The sequence below is a fragment of the Dyadobacter psychrotolerans genome (genome assembly GCF_004349265.1).
In the GTDB taxonomy this organism is placed as follows: domain Bacteria; phylum Bacteroidota; class Bacteroidia; order Cytophagales; family Spirosomataceae; genus Dyadobacter; species Dyadobacter psychrotolerans.
This window is the reverse complement of record NZ_SMFL01000012.1, coordinates 79618-96794: the sequence shown is the minus strand read 5'-3', so window position 1 is coordinate 96794 and position 17177 is coordinate 79618. Positions and strand designations below refer to the sequence as shown.

17 protein-coding genes are annotated in these 17177 nt (G+C 41.1%); 6 read left to right on the top strand and 11 right to left on the bottom strand.

Features of this window, described 5'->3' with window-relative positions; all coding sequences use genetic code 11:
- Nucleotides 1–11: 11 nt before the first annotated feature.
- The 7 genes from E0F88_RS25695 to E0F88_RS25665 form a co-directional block, all read right to left on the bottom strand.
- Nucleotides 12–2537 carry a DUF5686 and carboxypeptidase-like regulatory domain-containing protein gene (locus E0F88_RS25695; RefSeq protein ID WP_229213917.1) on the bottom strand — a complete coding sequence of 842 codons (2526 nt, stop codon included), beginning with the start codon at nucleotides 2535–2537 and terminating at the stop codon, nucleotides 12–14.
- Between the two features lie 141 nt (nucleotides 2538–2678).
- Entirely contained in the window at nucleotides 2679–3704 is a 1026-nt protein-coding gene (locus E0F88_RS25690; protein WP_131961155.1) for an NAD-dependent epimerase/dehydratase family protein, read from the bottom strand.
- A complete protein-coding gene (locus E0F88_RS25685; protein ID WP_131961154.1) occupies nucleotides 3701–4822 on the bottom strand; it encodes a GNAT family N-acetyltransferase in 1122 nt (373 codons plus the stop codon). Before E0F88_RS25685 ends, E0F88_RS25690 begins: the two co-directional genes overlap by 4 nt.
- Entirely contained in the window at nucleotides 4819–6024 is a 1206-nt protein-coding gene (gene spt, locus E0F88_RS25680) for a serine palmitoyltransferase (RefSeq protein ID WP_131961153.1), read from the bottom strand. Before spt ends, E0F88_RS25685 begins: the two co-directional genes overlap by 4 nt.
- 114 nt (nucleotides 6025–6138) lie before the next feature.
- The gene (locus E0F88_RS25675) at nucleotides 6139–6819 is read right to left on the bottom strand and encodes a TetR/AcrR family transcriptional regulator (RefSeq protein ID WP_131961152.1); all 681 of its coding nucleotides are present in this window, start codon (nucleotides 6817–6819) and stop codon (nucleotides 6139–6141) included.
- 417 nt (nucleotides 6820–7236) lie between these two features.
- The gene (locus tag E0F88_RS25670; protein ID WP_131961151.1) at nucleotides 7237–7962 is read right to left on the bottom strand and encodes a hypothetical protein; all 726 of its coding nucleotides are present in this window, start codon (nucleotides 7960–7962) and stop codon (nucleotides 7237–7239) included.
- 10 nt (nucleotides 7963–7972) lie between these two features.
- Nucleotides 7973–8875, bottom strand: coding sequence for a magnesium transporter CorA family protein (locus E0F88_RS25665; protein WP_131961150.1), 903 nt, complete (start codon nucleotides 8873–8875; stop codon nucleotides 7973–7975).
- A 178-nt stretch (nucleotides 8876–9053) separates the two neighbouring features.
- Here E0F88_RS25665 and E0F88_RS25660 point away from each other — a divergent pair, with 178 nt between their 5' ends.
- The gene (locus tag E0F88_RS25660; RefSeq protein ID WP_131961149.1) at nucleotides 9054–9989 is read left to right on the top strand and encodes a DNA-3-methyladenine glycosylase family protein; all 936 of its coding nucleotides are present in this window, start codon (nucleotides 9054–9056) and stop codon (nucleotides 9987–9989) included.
- Between the two features lies 1 nt (nucleotide 9990).
- On the opposite strand, the gene E0F88_RS25655 is transcribed toward E0F88_RS25660, so the two are convergent.
- The 4 genes from E0F88_RS25655 to E0F88_RS25640 all read right to left on the bottom strand — a co-directional run bounded on the left by E0F88_RS25655 (nucleotide 9991) and on the right by E0F88_RS25640 (nucleotide 12294).
- The gene (locus tag E0F88_RS25655) at nucleotides 9991–10860 is read right to left on the bottom strand and encodes a methylated-DNA--[protein]-cysteine S-methyltransferase (RefSeq protein WP_131961148.1); all 870 of its coding nucleotides are present in this window, start codon (nucleotides 10858–10860) and stop codon (nucleotides 9991–9993) included.
- 88 nt (nucleotides 10861–10948) lie between these two features.
- Nucleotides 10949–11752, bottom strand: coding sequence for a methylated-DNA--[protein]-cysteine S-methyltransferase (locus E0F88_RS25650; protein WP_131961147.1), 804 nt, complete (start codon nucleotides 11750–11752; stop codon nucleotides 10949–10951).
- Nucleotides 11753–11774: 22 nt separating this feature from the next.
- Entirely contained in the window at nucleotides 11775–12032 is a 258-nt protein-coding gene (locus E0F88_RS25645; protein WP_131961146.1) for an Ada metal-binding domain-containing protein, read from the bottom strand.
- 76 nt (nucleotides 12033–12108) lie between these two features.
- Nucleotides 12109–12294 carry a hypothetical protein gene (locus E0F88_RS25640; protein WP_131961145.1) on the bottom strand — a complete coding sequence of 62 codons (186 nt, stop codon included), beginning with the start codon at nucleotides 12292–12294 and terminating at the stop codon, nucleotides 12109–12111.
- Nucleotides 12295–12487: 193 nt separating this feature from the next.
- On the opposite strand from E0F88_RS25640, the gene E0F88_RS25635 reads away from it, so the two are divergent.
- The 5 genes from E0F88_RS25635 to E0F88_RS25615 all read left to right on the top strand — a co-directional run bounded on the left by E0F88_RS25635 (nucleotide 12488) and on the right by E0F88_RS25615 (nucleotide 17176).
- Nucleotides 12488–13027, top strand: coding sequence for an RNA polymerase sigma-70 factor (locus E0F88_RS25635; protein WP_131961144.1), 540 nt, complete (start codon nucleotides 12488–12490; stop codon nucleotides 13025–13027).
- 85 nt (nucleotides 13028–13112) lie between these two features.
- Nucleotides 13113–13784 carry a hypothetical protein gene (locus E0F88_RS25630; RefSeq protein WP_131961143.1) on the top strand — a complete coding sequence of 224 codons (672 nt, stop codon included), beginning with the start codon at nucleotides 13113–13115 and terminating at the stop codon, nucleotides 13782–13784.
- Nucleotides 13781–15013: a DUF4374 domain-containing protein gene (locus E0F88_RS25625; RefSeq protein ID WP_131961142.1), complete on the top strand. Its 1233-nt coding sequence runs from the start codon at nucleotides 13781–13783 to the stop codon at nucleotides 15011–15013. The genes E0F88_RS25630 and E0F88_RS25625 overlap by 4 nt, the downstream gene beginning before the upstream one ends.
- Nucleotides 15014–15667: 654 nt before the next feature.
- On the top strand, nucleotides 15668–16801 hold the full coding sequence (locus E0F88_RS25620; RefSeq protein ID WP_131961141.1) for a PepSY-associated TM helix domain-containing protein: 1134 nt from the start codon (nucleotides 15668–15670) through the stop codon (nucleotides 16799–16801).
- Nucleotides 16802–16876: 75 nt separating this feature from the next.
- Nucleotides 16877–17176, top strand: a complete 300-nt coding sequence (locus E0F88_RS25615; RefSeq protein WP_131961140.1) for a hypothetical protein — start codon at nucleotides 16877–16879, stop codon at nucleotides 17174–17176.
- Nucleotide 17177: the final 1 nt, after the last annotated feature.

The following is a 17177-nucleotide window of genomic DNA, read 5'->3' as shown; positions in this document are numbered from 1 at the left end:
CAGGCTTTGTATTAAAAATCGAGCCTGAACCTTGCACGGACTCCCCATTCAGATACGTTTGGGTGATCCAGATAATTAAAGCGTTTCACCAAATCAACTCTTAAAATCTTAAAGATGTTGGCCACGCCAATACTTCCTTCCATGTAAGGCTGTTTTTCAAGGGTATAACTGATAGCCCTGCCCTCTTCATCAACCGGGAACTTGTAAACTGATGCACCCTTCGCCGGATTATTTTCATCACGAAGTCCACCAACTACCGCTTTAAAACTGAACACCTCACGTAATTTCAATTTCTTAATCAATGGTATTTTGTTCAACAGAAATCCGTTCATGTAATACTGAACATCGAGACTTGCGTAACGGTCACTAACAAATTCCAGGAAGTTCATCAAATTGTATGAATTCAGCTGGTAAGCATAAGTCTGGTTGGCACGGTGGACCGTCAGTAAAGGAAAAGGAATATTTTTACCGACGATGTAACCTCCCTCTCCTGTCAAATCCATAAAACCTAACTGACTCAAATACACCCTTTTCGTAATATTAGCAGTGAAATTATGATAATTATTTTCTCCTGCAAAAACACCCTTCAGACCCGCATTATATCGTAACGTAAAGATCGGGAATTTGTTGATAATTGGTGTCCGGTACAATTTACCCTGATAAAACTGCTCTCCCGGTGCATAACGAAGTTCCATATTAACCTCTGTATTTCTGAGCTGTTTCAAAATCTGATTATCGCCTGCGGAAGAAACCTTCTCATAGGTTAAAATACCTGCCGGCTTTTGCGTCCATTCCGTGAATCCTAGTCTGTAAGAAAAGTGACTTGGAAACTCCCTGACATATTCCAGCTTGTAAATATCATTGTAGAGCCATCTGTTGTTCTCTCCTCTTTTGAAGGATAAAAGAAAGTTATCTTCCTGCACGAACTGTAAATCCTGACCGGGAATTTTCGTATCCCGCTGGGCGCTAGCGCGGATATAATGAAGCGGGAAAGAATAAACTGACTTATTATTCAAAGAATATGTTCCGCTTAAAAAATATTTCCATTTCTCATCCTTGAAACCATAAGCCGCATAACTTTCAAAAAACACCCGTTTGCTTAGCTCTGTTGTAGTACGACCACCAAATCTTAAACGGAAACCTTCGATGGGGTTAAAACTATAAAAGGTATTTACCGGTCCCACTTCTACGATTCCGAAGGATTTGTAGCCGGCAAGGAATAGAGAAGTTATGTCCATTGTTCTGCGGAAAGACGGGATGGTTTGCAGAGTATCTACATTGCGGTAAATATCCTGCTCCGCTCTTTCAAGAGGCACATGCCGTACCTGAGACCAGAACTCCTCGCCTTTTCGCTCTATGGGATTGTAAACAAGCTGTTCAGCAGGGCCATCGTACACACTGTCGGGCCGGGCATGATTTACTTCATAATTTTTAAAGTTCACAACCCGCTGTCCAAACAATCCTGCACCTTTATCACCCAGCGCGAACTCCATGCTTAGCGACGACTTGCTTTGGTGATAGCGGCCATCAGGACTTTTCTCAAATTCCAGACGGGCTTCCAGATCCCGCATGAAGTTTAGGTTGATGTCTTTATTAACCGTCAGAAATGCGTTTTGCACTGCATAATTTCCGTCCAGGGTTATAAACAGTTTGCCCTCAAAAAGCATATCTGTTTTGTTACGGGGTACAAATCCCAGCTCAACAAGCCAGGGTTCCTGCGTTTTCACAGTATCCCGTATAAAAAACTTATAAAATGTCGGAGCCGTATTAGCGATCGGACTTAACAGTAAGTTAGTAGCAACGGAGATATCATTGTTGTAAATGTTGATATCTTCATAGATCCTGTTGAAATAAGCGCTCAAGCCGTCATTGTCGACAAACCTGGAATCAAATTCAGCACGACGGTTTGCTTTCACCCATTGTTTCTTTTTGTAAGGACTTTTCCGGAAATATATCTGGGAAAGCTTTTCCTGCATATAGGCGGGAAGTATGTTTTTTCCTCCAATGGAAGCAGAATCCTGATTCCGGAACAAGAACTGATAATTCTTAAAAATCCTTTTATCCTTAAAAGATTCCGAAAGATTGCTCAGGGCAAATGATATTTTCTCGTACTGCTCGTACTCAACATAATCATTATTCGCCATCTGATTTTTATCGCGGTTTTCGATTACCTGGCGAATCAGCTGTACGGCGGGATTATCCCGGTTACGGTATTTCGCTCTGCCTTTCACAGTGATTTCTTTCAAAAGCGAAGCATCCACCTGTAATTTCAAATTGATAACCTGGCTAATCCCCTCCGTTACCTTTTTCACTACACTTTGGTAACCGATGTAGGTAAATTTGATTGTCAGGTTGGGCGGGGTTAACGTCATTGCATATTTACCATCTACATCTGTGGTGGTACCCATGGTAGTGCCCGGAATAACGATGCTTACGTAAGGAAGAGTTTCACCTGTTTTTTCATCTGTGACAACTCCTTTAACTGTCGTAGTCTGTGCAAAAACACCTTGATGTCCTAAAAAAAGGGCACAAAGCATGAGCGCAAACTTTATGTATGCTGGCTTCAACATTGTCTGATCCTGATAGATTCTGATTTATTTTTCATGGCTTATATTCTTCCGTGACAATAAGATTTGCCCGTCAAATATTCACTTCCAATCCCTGCTGCAACCAACCGGTTACAGCCAATTATTTTCTTTATACCAGCTGAGTGTTTCAGCCAGTCCTTTTTCCAGATTATATTCCGGCTCGTACTTTAACCTGTTACGGGCGGCATCGATGCTGCAATACCAGTTAGCAGCGGTCAGTTCGTTTATTTTTTCTTTATTAAGCACCGGGGTATTTTTTGAGAATACCGAAAACGCTTCCAGCAGAGAGGCGGTTAACTCTATGATTGCGAGGGGCAAATGAATCCTTACCGGATTTTTAATACTAAGTTTTTTAAACAAATCTGCCAGCTTGTACCGGTCATATTCTTTCCCGTCAGATATGTTGTAAACGTTATGTCTTTCACTTTGCTCTGATAATGCGGCAAAAGTTGCAGCAACGAGGTCTTTTACGTAAACAAAACTCAATCGTTGCGGATCCTTTCCTATATATAAATCCAGACCTTTATTAAGTGTTTGAAATAAAATCAAAATATCTTTTTCTCCCGGACCATAAACTGCCGTGGGTCTGATAATCGTTAGCGGAAGATCCTTTAAACCAGACAGATAATTCTCAGCAAGCTGCTTGCTTTTACCATAAGACGTAACCGGTTTGGGCAAAGTTTGCTCCGTAATTGCGTCTTTTGAGTCATAATCAATCGGCCCGACCGCGGCTAGACTACTTAAAAAAACAAACCTTTTAAGAGGAACCGAAACACTTATTGCTGCTTTAGCCAAGTTTAGCGTATAGTCCGCATTAACCAGATTATAAGCATCCATTGATTTTGCCCTGGTAGCACCCGCAGCATGAATGATATAGCTGTAAACACCTTGTTCCAAGACAGTTAAAAGCGACTCTTCCGAGCCAAAATTCAGGTTGACAAAAACCAAACTGCCTTTATTTTCCGACTTCGCCCGGTTGCCCAATTCCTGCAAATTCGAAATTTCACTTGAAGGTCTCACCGCAGCATGAACCTCGAATCCCTTTTCCAAAGCCACCTGAACGAGGTGTTGTCCGATGAATCCGCTTGCTCCGGTTATAAGTACCCGCTCACTCATAACTTCCTTTCGTACAACCTGTAACGCTTGTAAAGCTCGCCGTTAATTTCCTCAATGGCATGGTTCATCAGATAATTATCTTCGAGCATCCATGAGCATTCTCCTCCTGTAACTTTTGTCCCGTATGTATTTTTTATAATGCTTCCATACAGACAGGCTTCGATGCCCATTTTCCTGTATCCTTCGATTACGCCAAGAGTAAGGACGCGAATACGGGTTATTTTCTTTTTGTTTAAAAGCAATTTAAAAATTCCGGTTGGCAACAAACGACCCCGTTTGATCTTGATCAGAATCTGATTGATATCCGGTATTCCAAGGGCAAAACCAACCAGCTTACCATCCTTTTCTGCAACCAGACAAAACTTTGGATCCAGAATCATTTTCAAATCCTTAGCCAGATAATCAAACTCCTTATCCGTCATCGGTACAAAACCCAGATTTTTATCCCAGGCGGTATTATAAACTTCACGTATCTTTTTAACCTCACCCGCAAAGTCTTTCATATTGACCTGCCTGATGACAATACCGCTGCGTTTTAATCTGTTTTGAAGTGCATCCAACAACCTGACAGACCGATCGTTAGACTCACTTACATTTATTTCATAGGCCAGTAAGTCTGTCTTTTTTACAAGCCTGTTTCCAAGTAATAGTTTTTCATAGTACGGCGGGTTATAAGGCATCATCGCCATAGGGGGAAGATCGAATCCCTCCACTAAAAGCCCGCAGGTGTCATTTGTTGACAGGTTTACAGGTCCTAACACGGTATCTGCTCCCTGTGCAACCAGCCATTCCGAAGCTGCCTTTAACAATAAATCTGCCGTTTCCTGATCGTCGATACATTCAAAAAAACCAAAGAACCCATCTTTGTGACCAGTGAAGGCATTGTGATTTTCATTCAATATCGCTGCAATACGTCCCGTTGCCCGATCCCCCTTATACGTCATAAAAAGCTGGGCTCTCGAATGATCGTAAAAAGGATGGTTGCCTGGTGTAAGCATGTCCTTCTGTGCAATGAAAAGTTCAGGGACATAATTCGGATCTCCCTCATACAAATCATGTGGAAAATCGATAAACTTACCAAGCTCTTTCCCTGGCGAAACGGATACAATTCGGATCATAGTTTTGCGGTGATTGCCTCCGGATACAGTTGACGGTAAATACGAGCCATTTTATCTATCGCTTCCTCAATCTGGCTAAACGTATGTGTAGCCATCAGCGAGAAGCGGATCAGCGTTTCATCCGTCGGTACAGCTGGTGAGACAACCGGATTAACGAAGACTCCTTCTTCAAGTAAAAGTTTGGTCATCAGGAAGGTCTTCTCGTTATTACGGATGTAAATCGGAAGGATCGGACTTTCTGTATTTCCCAGATCGAATCCATTCACCAATAACAATTCTTTTGCGTAGCGGGTGTTGGCCCAAAGACGTTCGATATGGTGTGGTTCCGATTCAATTATCTCCAAAGCAGCAAGTGTACTTCCCACGCTGGCAGGTGTCATGCTCGCGCTGAAAATAAGAGACCTTGCACGATGTTTGATAAAATCTATAGTTGCACTGTCACTCGCGATAAAACCTCCAAGAGATGCAAAAGATTTACTGAAAGTTCCCATAATGAGGTCAACAGATTCTGTTAAGTCAAAGTGGGAAGCTGTTCCGGCACCTGATTTTCCTATTACACCCAAACTGTGTGCGTCGTCAACCAAAACAGATGCTCCGAATTCGGCAGCAACGGTGTTTAATTCCGGAAGTTTTACGATATCGCCTTCCATACTAAAAATCCCATCCGTAACGATCAGTTTCACAGCATCATCCGGCAACAAGTTAAGCTTCTTGCGAAGATCAGCCATGTCGTTGTGAGCGTACTTGATCACTTTTGAGAAAGATAAGCGACTGCCATCAATAATGGACGCATGATCTCTTTCGTCTAAAATGAGATAATCATTTCTTCCTGTAAGACATGAAATGGCCCCCAGATTGGCCTGATAGCCTGTACTGAATAAAACTGCGGATTCTTTTCCTGTAAACTTAGCCAGTCTGTTTTCGAGCTGTTCATGAATATCCAGTGTTCCGTTCAGAAACCTGGATCCGGCACATCCACTGCCATATTTTTCAATAGCTTTCTGTGCAGATTCAATCACGTAAGGGTGTGTGGTGAGCCCCAGATAAGAGTTTGACCCAAACATAAGCACAGGTTTACCTTTGATGATAACTTCTGTATCCTGTGCTGACTGGATAGGCCGGAAGAACGGATATACACCCGCTTCTCTTGCCTGGGCTGCTTCCTTAAACTCTGCGACTCTTTTATGTAGTCTACTTCTCATACTATTAACTGGTGTCTAAAGTTAGAAAACCGTTTTTAAACAGTCTGCCAAATTGATAAAATATTCGTTCCTGATATATAGATTATCAAAAAAAATAATTTTATTAATACTATTTTAATTCAAATTGAGATCGGTAAAAAGATAATTCGTCACCATTCCAATCACATGATTTTTGTGTGTCTCGGTGTACTTATCAAATTGCGCCTCACTCATGCTATGCATTTTCATGTGCATATTTTTGCCTACAAAGATAAATTGTAAACTTCCAATAATAATCGGCATCAGGTGTTCAACTTCAATATTTCGGATAATTCCTTTCTGAACTGCCTCCTGAATATGTCCAACAAGCTTTCCTTTTAACAATTCTTTATACTTAGACAGCTCCGGCAAAAGATTTTCACAGTCACGGTGAATCTCTGTCATGATAAACAGAACCAGACTGGGCTCCTCTTTCATCATCCGGTAGTCCTCCTCAATAATGGCAATAATCTTTTCTTTCAGTTCAACCGGCCTGTCAAGAATCTTAATCGTATTGGTACAATATAATTCAAACAGATCCCTGAAAATTTCGACAAAAAGTTTTTCCTTACTCCTGAAATAATAGTTTGTCAGCGCAATATTCATTCCTGCTGCGTCCGCAATATCCCTTGCCGTAGTTCCTGCAAAACCCTTTTTCAGGAAAACGGTTTTTGCCGCCTCCTTTAATTTTTCCTCACTGGATAAATTGATACACTTCACAATAATTCCCGTTTGTACGAAACAAATGTCGTGTACCTTTTCCGATTCTGCAATCATTTGAAACTTTAATTTTAAACAAACATTTAAAATCTTTGTTTAAAATGATTAAATATCAAAATAATTATATTTCAAAATACTACGTTTCTTAAACCGGAAAAATTCCCGTTTGTCGCATAATATTTTTCATCTACATTAAATTTATTTTTTATTGCATCAACCGCCCGAAAATTATTTCGTTTAGCCATCTGATTTGCAAATTATTACATGAACGGGGCACAAATACTTTGCCCGGAGGGATCGTTATGGAGATCATTGAAAAAATTTACAGCAGCAGACAAATGCGGGTTATTTTGCAAAACCTTACAAATGCAGGTGAATTTGTATCTGTTGGCCGCAGAGTTGTACCCGAAAATTTCAATTTCCAAATGTTGTGAAAAAGCCCGTTATATGTGCAAATTGGAAGTGCTTTGTACGTTAATTTAGATTTAAGCCGAGCGCCAGTCCTATCCAGGGCTTTTTCTGATAAATCCAGAATTTTTTATTTCTGTCCAGTAAATTATCAAATCCCAGGGTCACACCAGCGGTAAAACTATTCAGTCCAAAAATCGCTGCGATTCCCTTAGACCAGACTACCCCATCGTATTCAGAGGAAATATTATTATTTGTTACCCAGGGATTCATTGCTGTACCACCCAATCCGGTAAAAATTCCGTAGGACATACCGTAGTGGAGCGTCTGTCTCTGATATTTAGTCAGGGCATTTTTCTTAAAAGAAAGCCGGTAGATGTCATTGCGATAACCCTGATAAACTGCCCCGTTCAGGTTGGCATTGAATTGTCGCGGCATTCCTTCTTTGCCTGGACGGTATTTAAATGGAATCGTGATAAAATCCACATCCGTACTACCCTGCCTGAAATAACCCGATTTTATCGGAATCCGGGAAGCAACCTGGGGAAGTGTATGTTTGCCCCGGACAGTATCAGGAAGTCCGGTGGTTCTGCTGACGGTGTAAACATAAATTGTGTCTTCACTATTGTCAATAAAAACCTTTCCGGAAGGACTGTGAAACGATTTCGAACGATAGTAGCCATCTGATAAACTATATTTTGGCATTTCCAGGATGGAACAGCCGGTTACTGTCACTGCAAAAGCAATGACCTGAGTGATTCGTATCGAAAAGGAGAAAAAACCTGATCTCATAGTACACAGTTTAAAGCCAGCCCCGCCGTTTGAACCACAAATAAATCAATCCTGTAATTGCTGCCATGGCGATCATCACACCGGGGTAACCAAATTTCATTTTCAACTCAGGCATAAATTCAAAGTTCATTCCGTAAACACCTACAATAAAAGTCAAAGGCATAAAGAAAACAGAGAAGATTGTAAGCACGCGGATAATCTCGTTGGTTCTCTGCGACGATATCGAAAAGTAGATGGACAATAAATGGTTCGTGTTTTCAAAAAGAGAATCGTAAATAGAATGTAATTTCACATACAGATCACGGGTGTCACGGGTGTAAGTATCGCTGTGTTCTTTGGGATCGGTCTTTTCAATGATTTCGTTGGAAAGAAGTAAAATACGCCTCGTTACGTCTACTTTTCTTTTCAGATAATAAAGTCCTTCCAGTAATGAGGCCTTTCTGTTTTTCAAAAACATATTCTCTTCGAAGTACTCAATTTCGGCAGTGAGCTCAACGGCACGGGCGTCATAAGTTTTAAGTCCGCTTTTAACTATCTCATTCAAAATATGATGTGCCGATTTACACAAACCTTTTTTTACAAAGTTTTCATTAATCTCTTCCGACTGCGGCCAGGGATTCCGGTGAATCGTGATGATCAGATTATCCTTCATAAAAATAGCAATCTTGTCTGTAAGCTCCTGAACCGTATCGGCCTGGCTCGCTACTTTCTCTGCATGAAGCCTGAAAATAATGAAGACGTAAGGTCCGACATTTTCATGTTTGGGAAGATGGTCCGGCTGGAGACAGTCTTCAACAGATGAGTCGTGAAGTTCATACCGGCGCGCAACTTCGTGAAGTTCTTCTTTGGACGGATCGTTTACATCAACCCACTCGAAATGAAATTCGGAAGGCTCTGCTAAAGTTTTGATCATAAATTATAAACTTACCACTTGGGAAATGTACAGTCCCGGTTAGGAACAATTTCCATACCAGACAATTAACAAACTTATTCATTTAAAGCTTATCATGTTTGATTACTCCGGATAAGACCAGCATAAATATCCGCAAGTAACGGGTTGTTGTCCTATCCAAAAAGATCTACTTTGGTATATGAACATAAATACGCAGCTGGTTTCTGTTGATAACACTTTCAGTTTTGAAGAATGTTTATGGTTCCTGAACCGGAATTTCGACGATTGTCTGCATGAAATAAAGCATGACTACATTCGAAAGGCGCTCCTGGTGGAAGGTAAACCTGTTTTAATTGAAATCAAAAAACACTTAAATGGTCTTGTCGTAGAAATGCTTAGCGGTACTCCAGCTCCGTCGGGAGAAACCTATATTCGTGAGTACGTCACCGAATGGCTGGACCTGGATCGTGATCTTCAACCATTTTATAAGCTTTTGGCCAATCATGCGGTACTAGGCTACATGCCGGAAAAGTATGCCGGCCTCCGCCTTATAGGTATTCCGGACCTGTTTGAAGCGCTGGTATGGAGCATCATCGGGCAACAGATCAACCTGACATTTGCTTATAAGATCAAACGAAGACTGGTGGAAGCATATGGCGAATCGATCCGTTTTGAAAACAAACTGTATCACATTTTCCCAACCTCCAAAAGTCTGGCTAATACGGAAATTCAGGATCTTCGGCAGATGCAGTTTTCAGGCAAAAAGGCAGATTATTTGATTGGGCTCGCACAGCTATTTGATGCCGGACTGATGAACAAAACCAGACTCGCCAAGCTACCCGACCTGTCGTCCAGACAAAAAGCGTTGACGGACATCCGCGGCATTGGTATCTGGACCGCCAATTATGCATTGATGAAAAGTCTAAAAGAAACTTCGTCTATCCCGCATGGCGACGCCGGATTGCTCAACGCATTAAAAGCCCACCGGATTATCGAACAAAAAACAGATACTGAATCCATTTCGTATTTGTTCAGCGGCTTCTCAGGATGGGAAAGCTATCTGGTATTTTATCTTTGGCGCAGTTTGGCCCCGACCGAAAATGAAAAGCTGCATTCTGATATAAATTCCATCTGAGTCAGGATTTGGCATGATTGAAGTTTTCTTCCAAAGCTCTTACGGCTTCCCAACCAATAATTGCCTGCTTACGCACAGCTCCCCAGTGATACTGCCCGGTTTCACCAGTTGATTTAATAACCCGATGACAGGGGATCAGAAAGGCAACGGGGTTGTTACCAATTGCTGTACCCACCGCACGGGAAGCCCCGGCATGCCCGGCATGTTGCGCCAGAGACGAATAGGTGGTGAGTCCGCCGGCAGGTACTTTCAGCAAAGTTTCCCAAACTTTCAGTTGGAACGGCGTACCTTTCAAATGTAATTTAATCTGACTCAGTTTGCTCCAATCCTGATTAAAAATGAACAAGGCATTTTGCTGGATACTATCGACAATCTGTGTGTATTTGGCATTAGGATAATTCCTGAGCAGCCCGTTAAAAGCTACATCCCGATCATCTTCTGAAAATACCATGTAACAAATGCCTTTTGCAGTGGAAGCGACAATTAAATCTCCAAAAGGACTTTCTGCAAAGCTGTAATTGATAGCCAGCGATTCACCACCGTTTTTATATTCACCGGGAGTCATTCCCTCTACTTTGACAAACAAATCATGCAGTCTGCCAGTACCGGATAGTCCGGTTTCAAAAGCTGTGTCAGCAAGCGTTGCACCGGTATTTTTAAGCATTGCCTTTGCGTGTTCCACACTTAAATATTGCAAAAACCGCTTTGGCGTCACACCAGCCCATTGCTGAAACATCCGCTGAAAATGAAAGGGACTTAAATGAACATGTTCAGCCGCTTCGTCGAGACCTGGCTGATTTTTAAAATTATTTTTAAGAAATTCAATTGATGCAGCAATCCGTTTGTAGTCAATTTCCTGTTGCGTTTCCATGATTGTGTTTCTTTATTACAACCCAAAATTACGACTGCTGCCAACAGACAAACACCCGGTTCTTGCGCTGTTTTCTATCGATTTACAACTAATCTCTCAACTTCTTTGCCATGAATGCTTCCCAGCAGATCAGTACTGCTTTACGATCTGCGCCCCAGAAATAAGGTCCAAATTCGCCGTTACCTCTCACAACACGGTGACAGGGGATGAGGAAAGCAACCGGATTATCGCCAACTGCCGTTCCTGCCGCGCGGGCATTTTTGATATCGTTAGTCAGTGCTCCATACGAAACCAGACCGCCAAAAGGTATTTGCAAAAGCTCTTTCCATATAGCAAACTGAAAAGGCGTTCCTTTTAAATGCAGATTGATCGTTTCAACGTTTTGATTCGGATTCTCCAAGAAACGGATTACGCATTCCTGATATGTATCCGGACGATTTTGCAAAATACCAAAAGGAAAACGGCGCTTTAAATCTTTCATGGCTTCCTCATCATCTTCATCTGCAAAGCCTACAAAACAGATCCCGACGGAAGTAGACGCAATCAGGATTTTACCAAACCAGCCATGAGAAAAGCTGTAATTTATCTCGAGCGGCAGTTTTTTGAAATCATCTGTATTTAAAGGTTCTATCAAAATTTTCGTATAACAATCACTACGATTTTTGAAAACCAGATTTGTTTTCAATATTTGCTCACGAATAAAAACCGGATTGAGATAACTAACCAGTTTCTCAGGTTCGCAGCCGCCAGACCAGTCAGTCAGCAATTTTGCTTTACCGGAATGAACAGGTTCAGCCTGGCTTTTTTCCCAAAACAGATCAAAACGTAAACTCCGGAAGTAAGAAAGTGCCGCAGTTATTTCATTAAAATCAAAACAGTTATTTTCTTGCATAAAAATCACTGCTACGAATAGGTTATTGATTTTTCCATATACTGTATTTATCCTTTAAACAATTCCCGCAAGGGCGATAATCGTTCGCCAAAGCTTCATCTTCATCCCTAAAAAAAACACGGTTTTCGATTTTCATGCGTTTCCCGGAAGAGCAAGACAGCAAACCGTAAATCTTTCCTTTACTGTAACCTGCCAAACGCACTTCTCCATGTCGGATCAGGCTGGCCAGTTTGCTCTTCCGACAGCTTTTTGATTTACCTAAATCAACATGTTTTATCATTTAAAGAAAGATTTCAAAAGGCAAAACTGGCTCTTTTTGGTATTGAATAAAACCCGGTTCTTGCTGAAACCTGCACTTATTCCCTGTCTTCGAGGTATTCCCATTTAAGAATATCCGAACTGTTGTGAGTTACCAGTTCCGTCGAATAAATTTCGATAAACATTTGATTCTGCTCATCAAACTCTCCTTCCTTCCATTCATTCTCATCAGTGCGCATAAACCTGATCACAGAACCGTTTGCCGGCAATCTATTTTTTTCCATTGTTTTTTCTTTTTTAAAATTCATTCTTTTTTCAAGATACAAACTTCTGTGCCGCAGGACTAAATGTACATAAACAGATGGGCATTAGGCAGCGGGGCCTTCATTTTCAAACAAATTAAATTTCATTATTTGGAACAGATTTAAATAAGAACCTATCTTTGTAAATCGTTTTCGATGTACGATTTGTTTAAATATGTCCAGCGCTCAGTCCGGTAGAACTTCCTTTAAGATAGATGAAGAGTCCTTTAAGGATATCTACAATCAGTATTGGGAGAAAGTTTTTACGGTTTGCTATCATAATTTGGGTGATACAGAACGTGCCAAAGGAATGGTGCAGGAAATTTTCAAATCACTTTGGGAAAGAAAAGACGAACTTGAGATTACACAGTCTGTTGAAGGTTATCTGATTCGCTCGGCAAAGTTTAAGGTGTTTGAATTTATCAGAAACAAAAAAATTCGTGAACAGCATTTGGAACAAATTGTTTACAACCGGATTGAATCTGTCAATTTTACAGAAAACGAAGTCATGCTGCAAAATCTGAAGGACCGGCTGACCAACCTGATTGATTCACTGCCTACCCAATGCCGCCGTGTTTTTAAGATGAGCCGTGAAGAAGGGCTCTCCAATAAAGAAATCGCCTCCGATCTTCTAATCTCCGAACGTGCGGTTGAATATCACATTACCAAAGCGATTTCGTCGCTTAAATCCCGCCTTACAGAATATTCATTCTGAATTTATCAGACAGGTACTTCGGAAGATCCGTAGATGTGCTACTTTTACCAAAAAAGAACGCCGGCATTCATAAAGTGAAGCTTTCATGAAAATTAGTAAGGAGCTTATTGAAAAATACTATGAAGGTAAATGCTCTTCTCATGAAATGGCTATGGTTGAAGACTGGTTGTTGAGTGACGAAACTGAACAGGAAACGTTTCTTCCTGAACATGCAGATAAAGAAAAAATAAAAGCCGACATGTGGGCTGAGGTCGCTTCCGTTCTGCCTTCACAATCCGGATCAAAAGCAGAGGCAAAATTTAGGATCTTAAATCTGCGTTGGGCAGTAGCAGCGACGCTCTTAATGGCAGTTTCTGCTTTTGTATTTTTGAAATTGAATGAAAAAATTTCCGCTGCCAGCCCCGTTGTATCATCAGTTAATTCCTCCCAATCCGATAATACCGAAATCAGGGAAGATGATTATACGATTTCTCTGGGTCCGATGAGCAACGTGCAGATCAACTCTGCAACTGGTTTGATAGATTTTTGCGGTACATTACGGATCAGTCCGAAAAGGGATGTAAAGCTTACGTTTAAAGACGATTGCTCAAACAAAAATGGGGGAACAGAAAAAATCAGCTTCAAAAAAGGCCAGACGTACATCGCACTCAATTATCGGAACCAGAAAAACAACGAAGTAATTGTGCTGGATGAAAACCGGATGATGGGCTTGCCGACAGTGGTAAAAAGACAAATTATGGACCAGTTTAATATTTGAAATACGACCCCTTCTCCATGCGTGCCGGCGGCATTTTAGCACTCTTGTCTCTCATCATTATTACTATCATAATTTCCGGTTGTTCAGAAAATACTGATTCAGGCAGAAAAAAATATAGTATTTATACGATGACGAAGGATTACCGGGAATACATTGTGCAGGTTGACAGCCTGTCGCAAGGTACAGTAAATCCTGTATTGGAGGGGACCATTGTTGGGTATAAGCAAATCTGGGATGAGTTGATTGTAAAGGAAGGTTATTATTACCGGATAAATCGTAAAAGCCAGCACTTCGTCCGATCGCAAATTAATAAAGGCCGTTTTGAGCCAGCGGATTCGGTAGCACTAGCCGATTTTGTTTTTCTGGAAAATTACAACTGGATTCATCCTGACACCCTACTCCTTATCTCTTATAATCGAAAACTCAATAAAGTCAATTACGCGAAAGTCGCCGTTAAAACTATGACGGCAACTACCGGGGAATTACCAATTCCTGCTCCTTCGGGAGCTTATAACTCCATGTCTGTCGGGTTTACTGAATTTCGGGGTAACAGATTATTTGCCGGCTATTCTTATCATTCCCTCTCCGATTCAAATGGTTATTCCACGACTGATACGGCTTATGTGAGTGTACTAAACTATCCTTCACTCAAAAGCAGAAATACCATAAAAGATACACGTTCCACGTATCCCGGAAATACAAATACGGAACAGCAAAGCACTTTTAGGGATGAAAAAGGTGATTTTTACTTTCTGACCAGTCCGGGAATTGCACGCGGAAATCGTCCTGACAAACCCACTGCCGTTTACCGGATCAAGGCAGGACAAGAAGTTCTGGACAGCAACTACTTTTTTAATATTTCCGAGTCCTCTATCCAAAACCATGCGTACGGGCTTTGGTACATTGGAAATGGAAAAGCAATTATTCGCAGCGAACAAAAGGGGCTTTTCACGGGAATTGAAGATCATTACAAGGTTCCGCATGTTCGTTTTTTTGTCCTGGACCTGGAAACAAAGTCTGCTAAACTACTAAATCTGCCGGTTGACAAAGGCACTGCCCGCCAATGTGTTTTAATGGAAAACGGACTGGTTTATATCTCCATCAATTCTGACCGGGAAGGAAATTATATCTGGATATACAACCCTGAAAATGACAAGCTCAGAAAAGGCCTGAAAATTGAAGGAGATGTTGATTATATCCTTCGGATAGAGCGGTTGTATGAGGAATAACGAAATGTTAATTTTGATAAGCAGATTGAATCTTTAACCGGAAATGAACAAGCAATGGGAATTATAGAAACAATCAAAATGCGGACGTTAGAAAAAGGCATTAAAAAAAAGGAATAAGAAAAGAAGGTAACAAGAAAGCAAGGCGGAATTTGTAAAGAGCTTATTAGATCAAAACTGATTTTTGACATTGAGAAAAGTGCCGCTCTGGCTGGAGCTTCTCCGGATTTTGTCAAAAAAGCAAAAGAAAAGCAATAGTAATCATTCCTTTCAATCAATTTCCCACTTACCTCTCAAATCAATAATTCAACAAAAAATAAAATTTTCCACTCTTCACCTTCGGAAAACAACGCCCTTGTGCTACTAGGTTTATGAGCATGTATTGAATTTTCAACATGTCTCAGTAATCAGTTATTCCAGCACAATGTATTTAATCAGGCTTTTTTCAGCAATTTTCCATCCATCGTTTTCCATCCAGGATTTCCGGTTCCCTGACAGAACTCAGTTATCATTTCCGACTCGGTATCACGATAGGAAATGGTCTAACGCCCTGGTATTAACAGCAGCATGATTTTCTCAAAAGCTGTAAGACTGTTTCAGCGAACGCATTTTCCTGTCAATTTCAATCAAAAAACTTCACCTCCGGGCTGAATTAAGATGACTTTCAAAAAAATAATTGCCTGGCTGCATCTTTGGCTGGGACTCGTTTCAGGAATTATTGTTTTCATAGTCGCTTTCACTGGCTGCATATTGGTTTTTGAGCATGAAATTGAAAGTATGATTCAGCCCTGGCTGCATGTTGAACGTGCAGGTGAAGCTGCATTTTTGCCTCCGTCTGCAATTAAACATTCTGTTGAAAAGGCTTTACCCGGCACAAAAGTCAATTCAATCTGGTACTATGGCCATAGTAATACGGCACAGGTAAGTGCAAATTCCGATTCTGTCATTTACGTTGATCCTTACAAAGGCAATATTGTCGCTTTGGTAGACCATGAAGATTTTTTTCATTTTGTTCTGGATGGCCATACCGAGTTGTGGATGGAAAAAAAATTAGGTAAGGGCATTATCAGCTACGCTACACTTATCTTCTTTGTTTTACTTGTTTCAGGTTTGGTACTATGGTGGCCTAAAAAATGGAGTAAAGCCAATCGGGACAAAAGCTTCAAAATCAAATGGGAGGCAAAGTGGAAACGGGTTAATTATGATTTACATAATGTATTGGGTTTTTATTCCCTGCTGGTAGCAGTTCTTATTTCACTGACCGGCCTGTCGATGAGTTTCCCATGGCTGCGGGATGGTGTATACTGGTTAAGCTCGGGCGGAGAAACACCTCCGGTTTATAAACCGGCATTTTCTGATACTACGGTCGTAAGGAACCTGGTCGCACTTAACCAGGTTGACAAAGCCTGGAAAAAGGGAATGGATGAGATTGGAGTTTACAAAAAAGATAACATCATTATCTCTTTTCCCAATAAGCCGGCAGATCCAATTTACCTGTGCACGGACATGGAAGCGGGCGTCTGGCGGGATGTGTATCTTGACCAAAATACCCTGAAAATATTACCTGAATCCCAAGCTCATATCCGTAATGAAAGTTCTGGATTTTGGCTCCGACGGATAAACTACTCCCTGCATGTAGGGGCAATTGGCGGACTGCCTACCAAATTTATTTATTTCATAGCAAGCCTTATTTGTGCTACACTTCCTCTTACCGGAGCTTATATCTGGTGGGGAAGACGAAAAAAAGAGAAGAAGAAAAAGCAGCCCCGGCTGGCCTGTATCCGGGAGTAATTTAAATCACCATGCAATTAATTTCCGAGAGATTTTCTATTCAGGTTTTCAACTAACTACCTGCCTGGTATTACTATGTCGATTGACGAAGAAATCAAATTGTACTTCATAAACAACAATTTGCGCAAAGCTGAGAAGAAAATCATGGTTGCTACTTATTTAAAAAATTTTGATCAGGCAGTTCCTGCAAAAACGCTTTGGCTGCTTATCCGAAAAGACCGTAAAGACTTATGTATTGGTTCTGTTTACCAGGCTTTGAACTGGCTGGTCGAAACAGGATTTGCAGATAAAATATCGGGAGACCGTACTTTCCTGTACTCCTTAAAAAAACCGACCACTCCGCCGCTGAATAAATTATTAATCCACTCATTCTAAC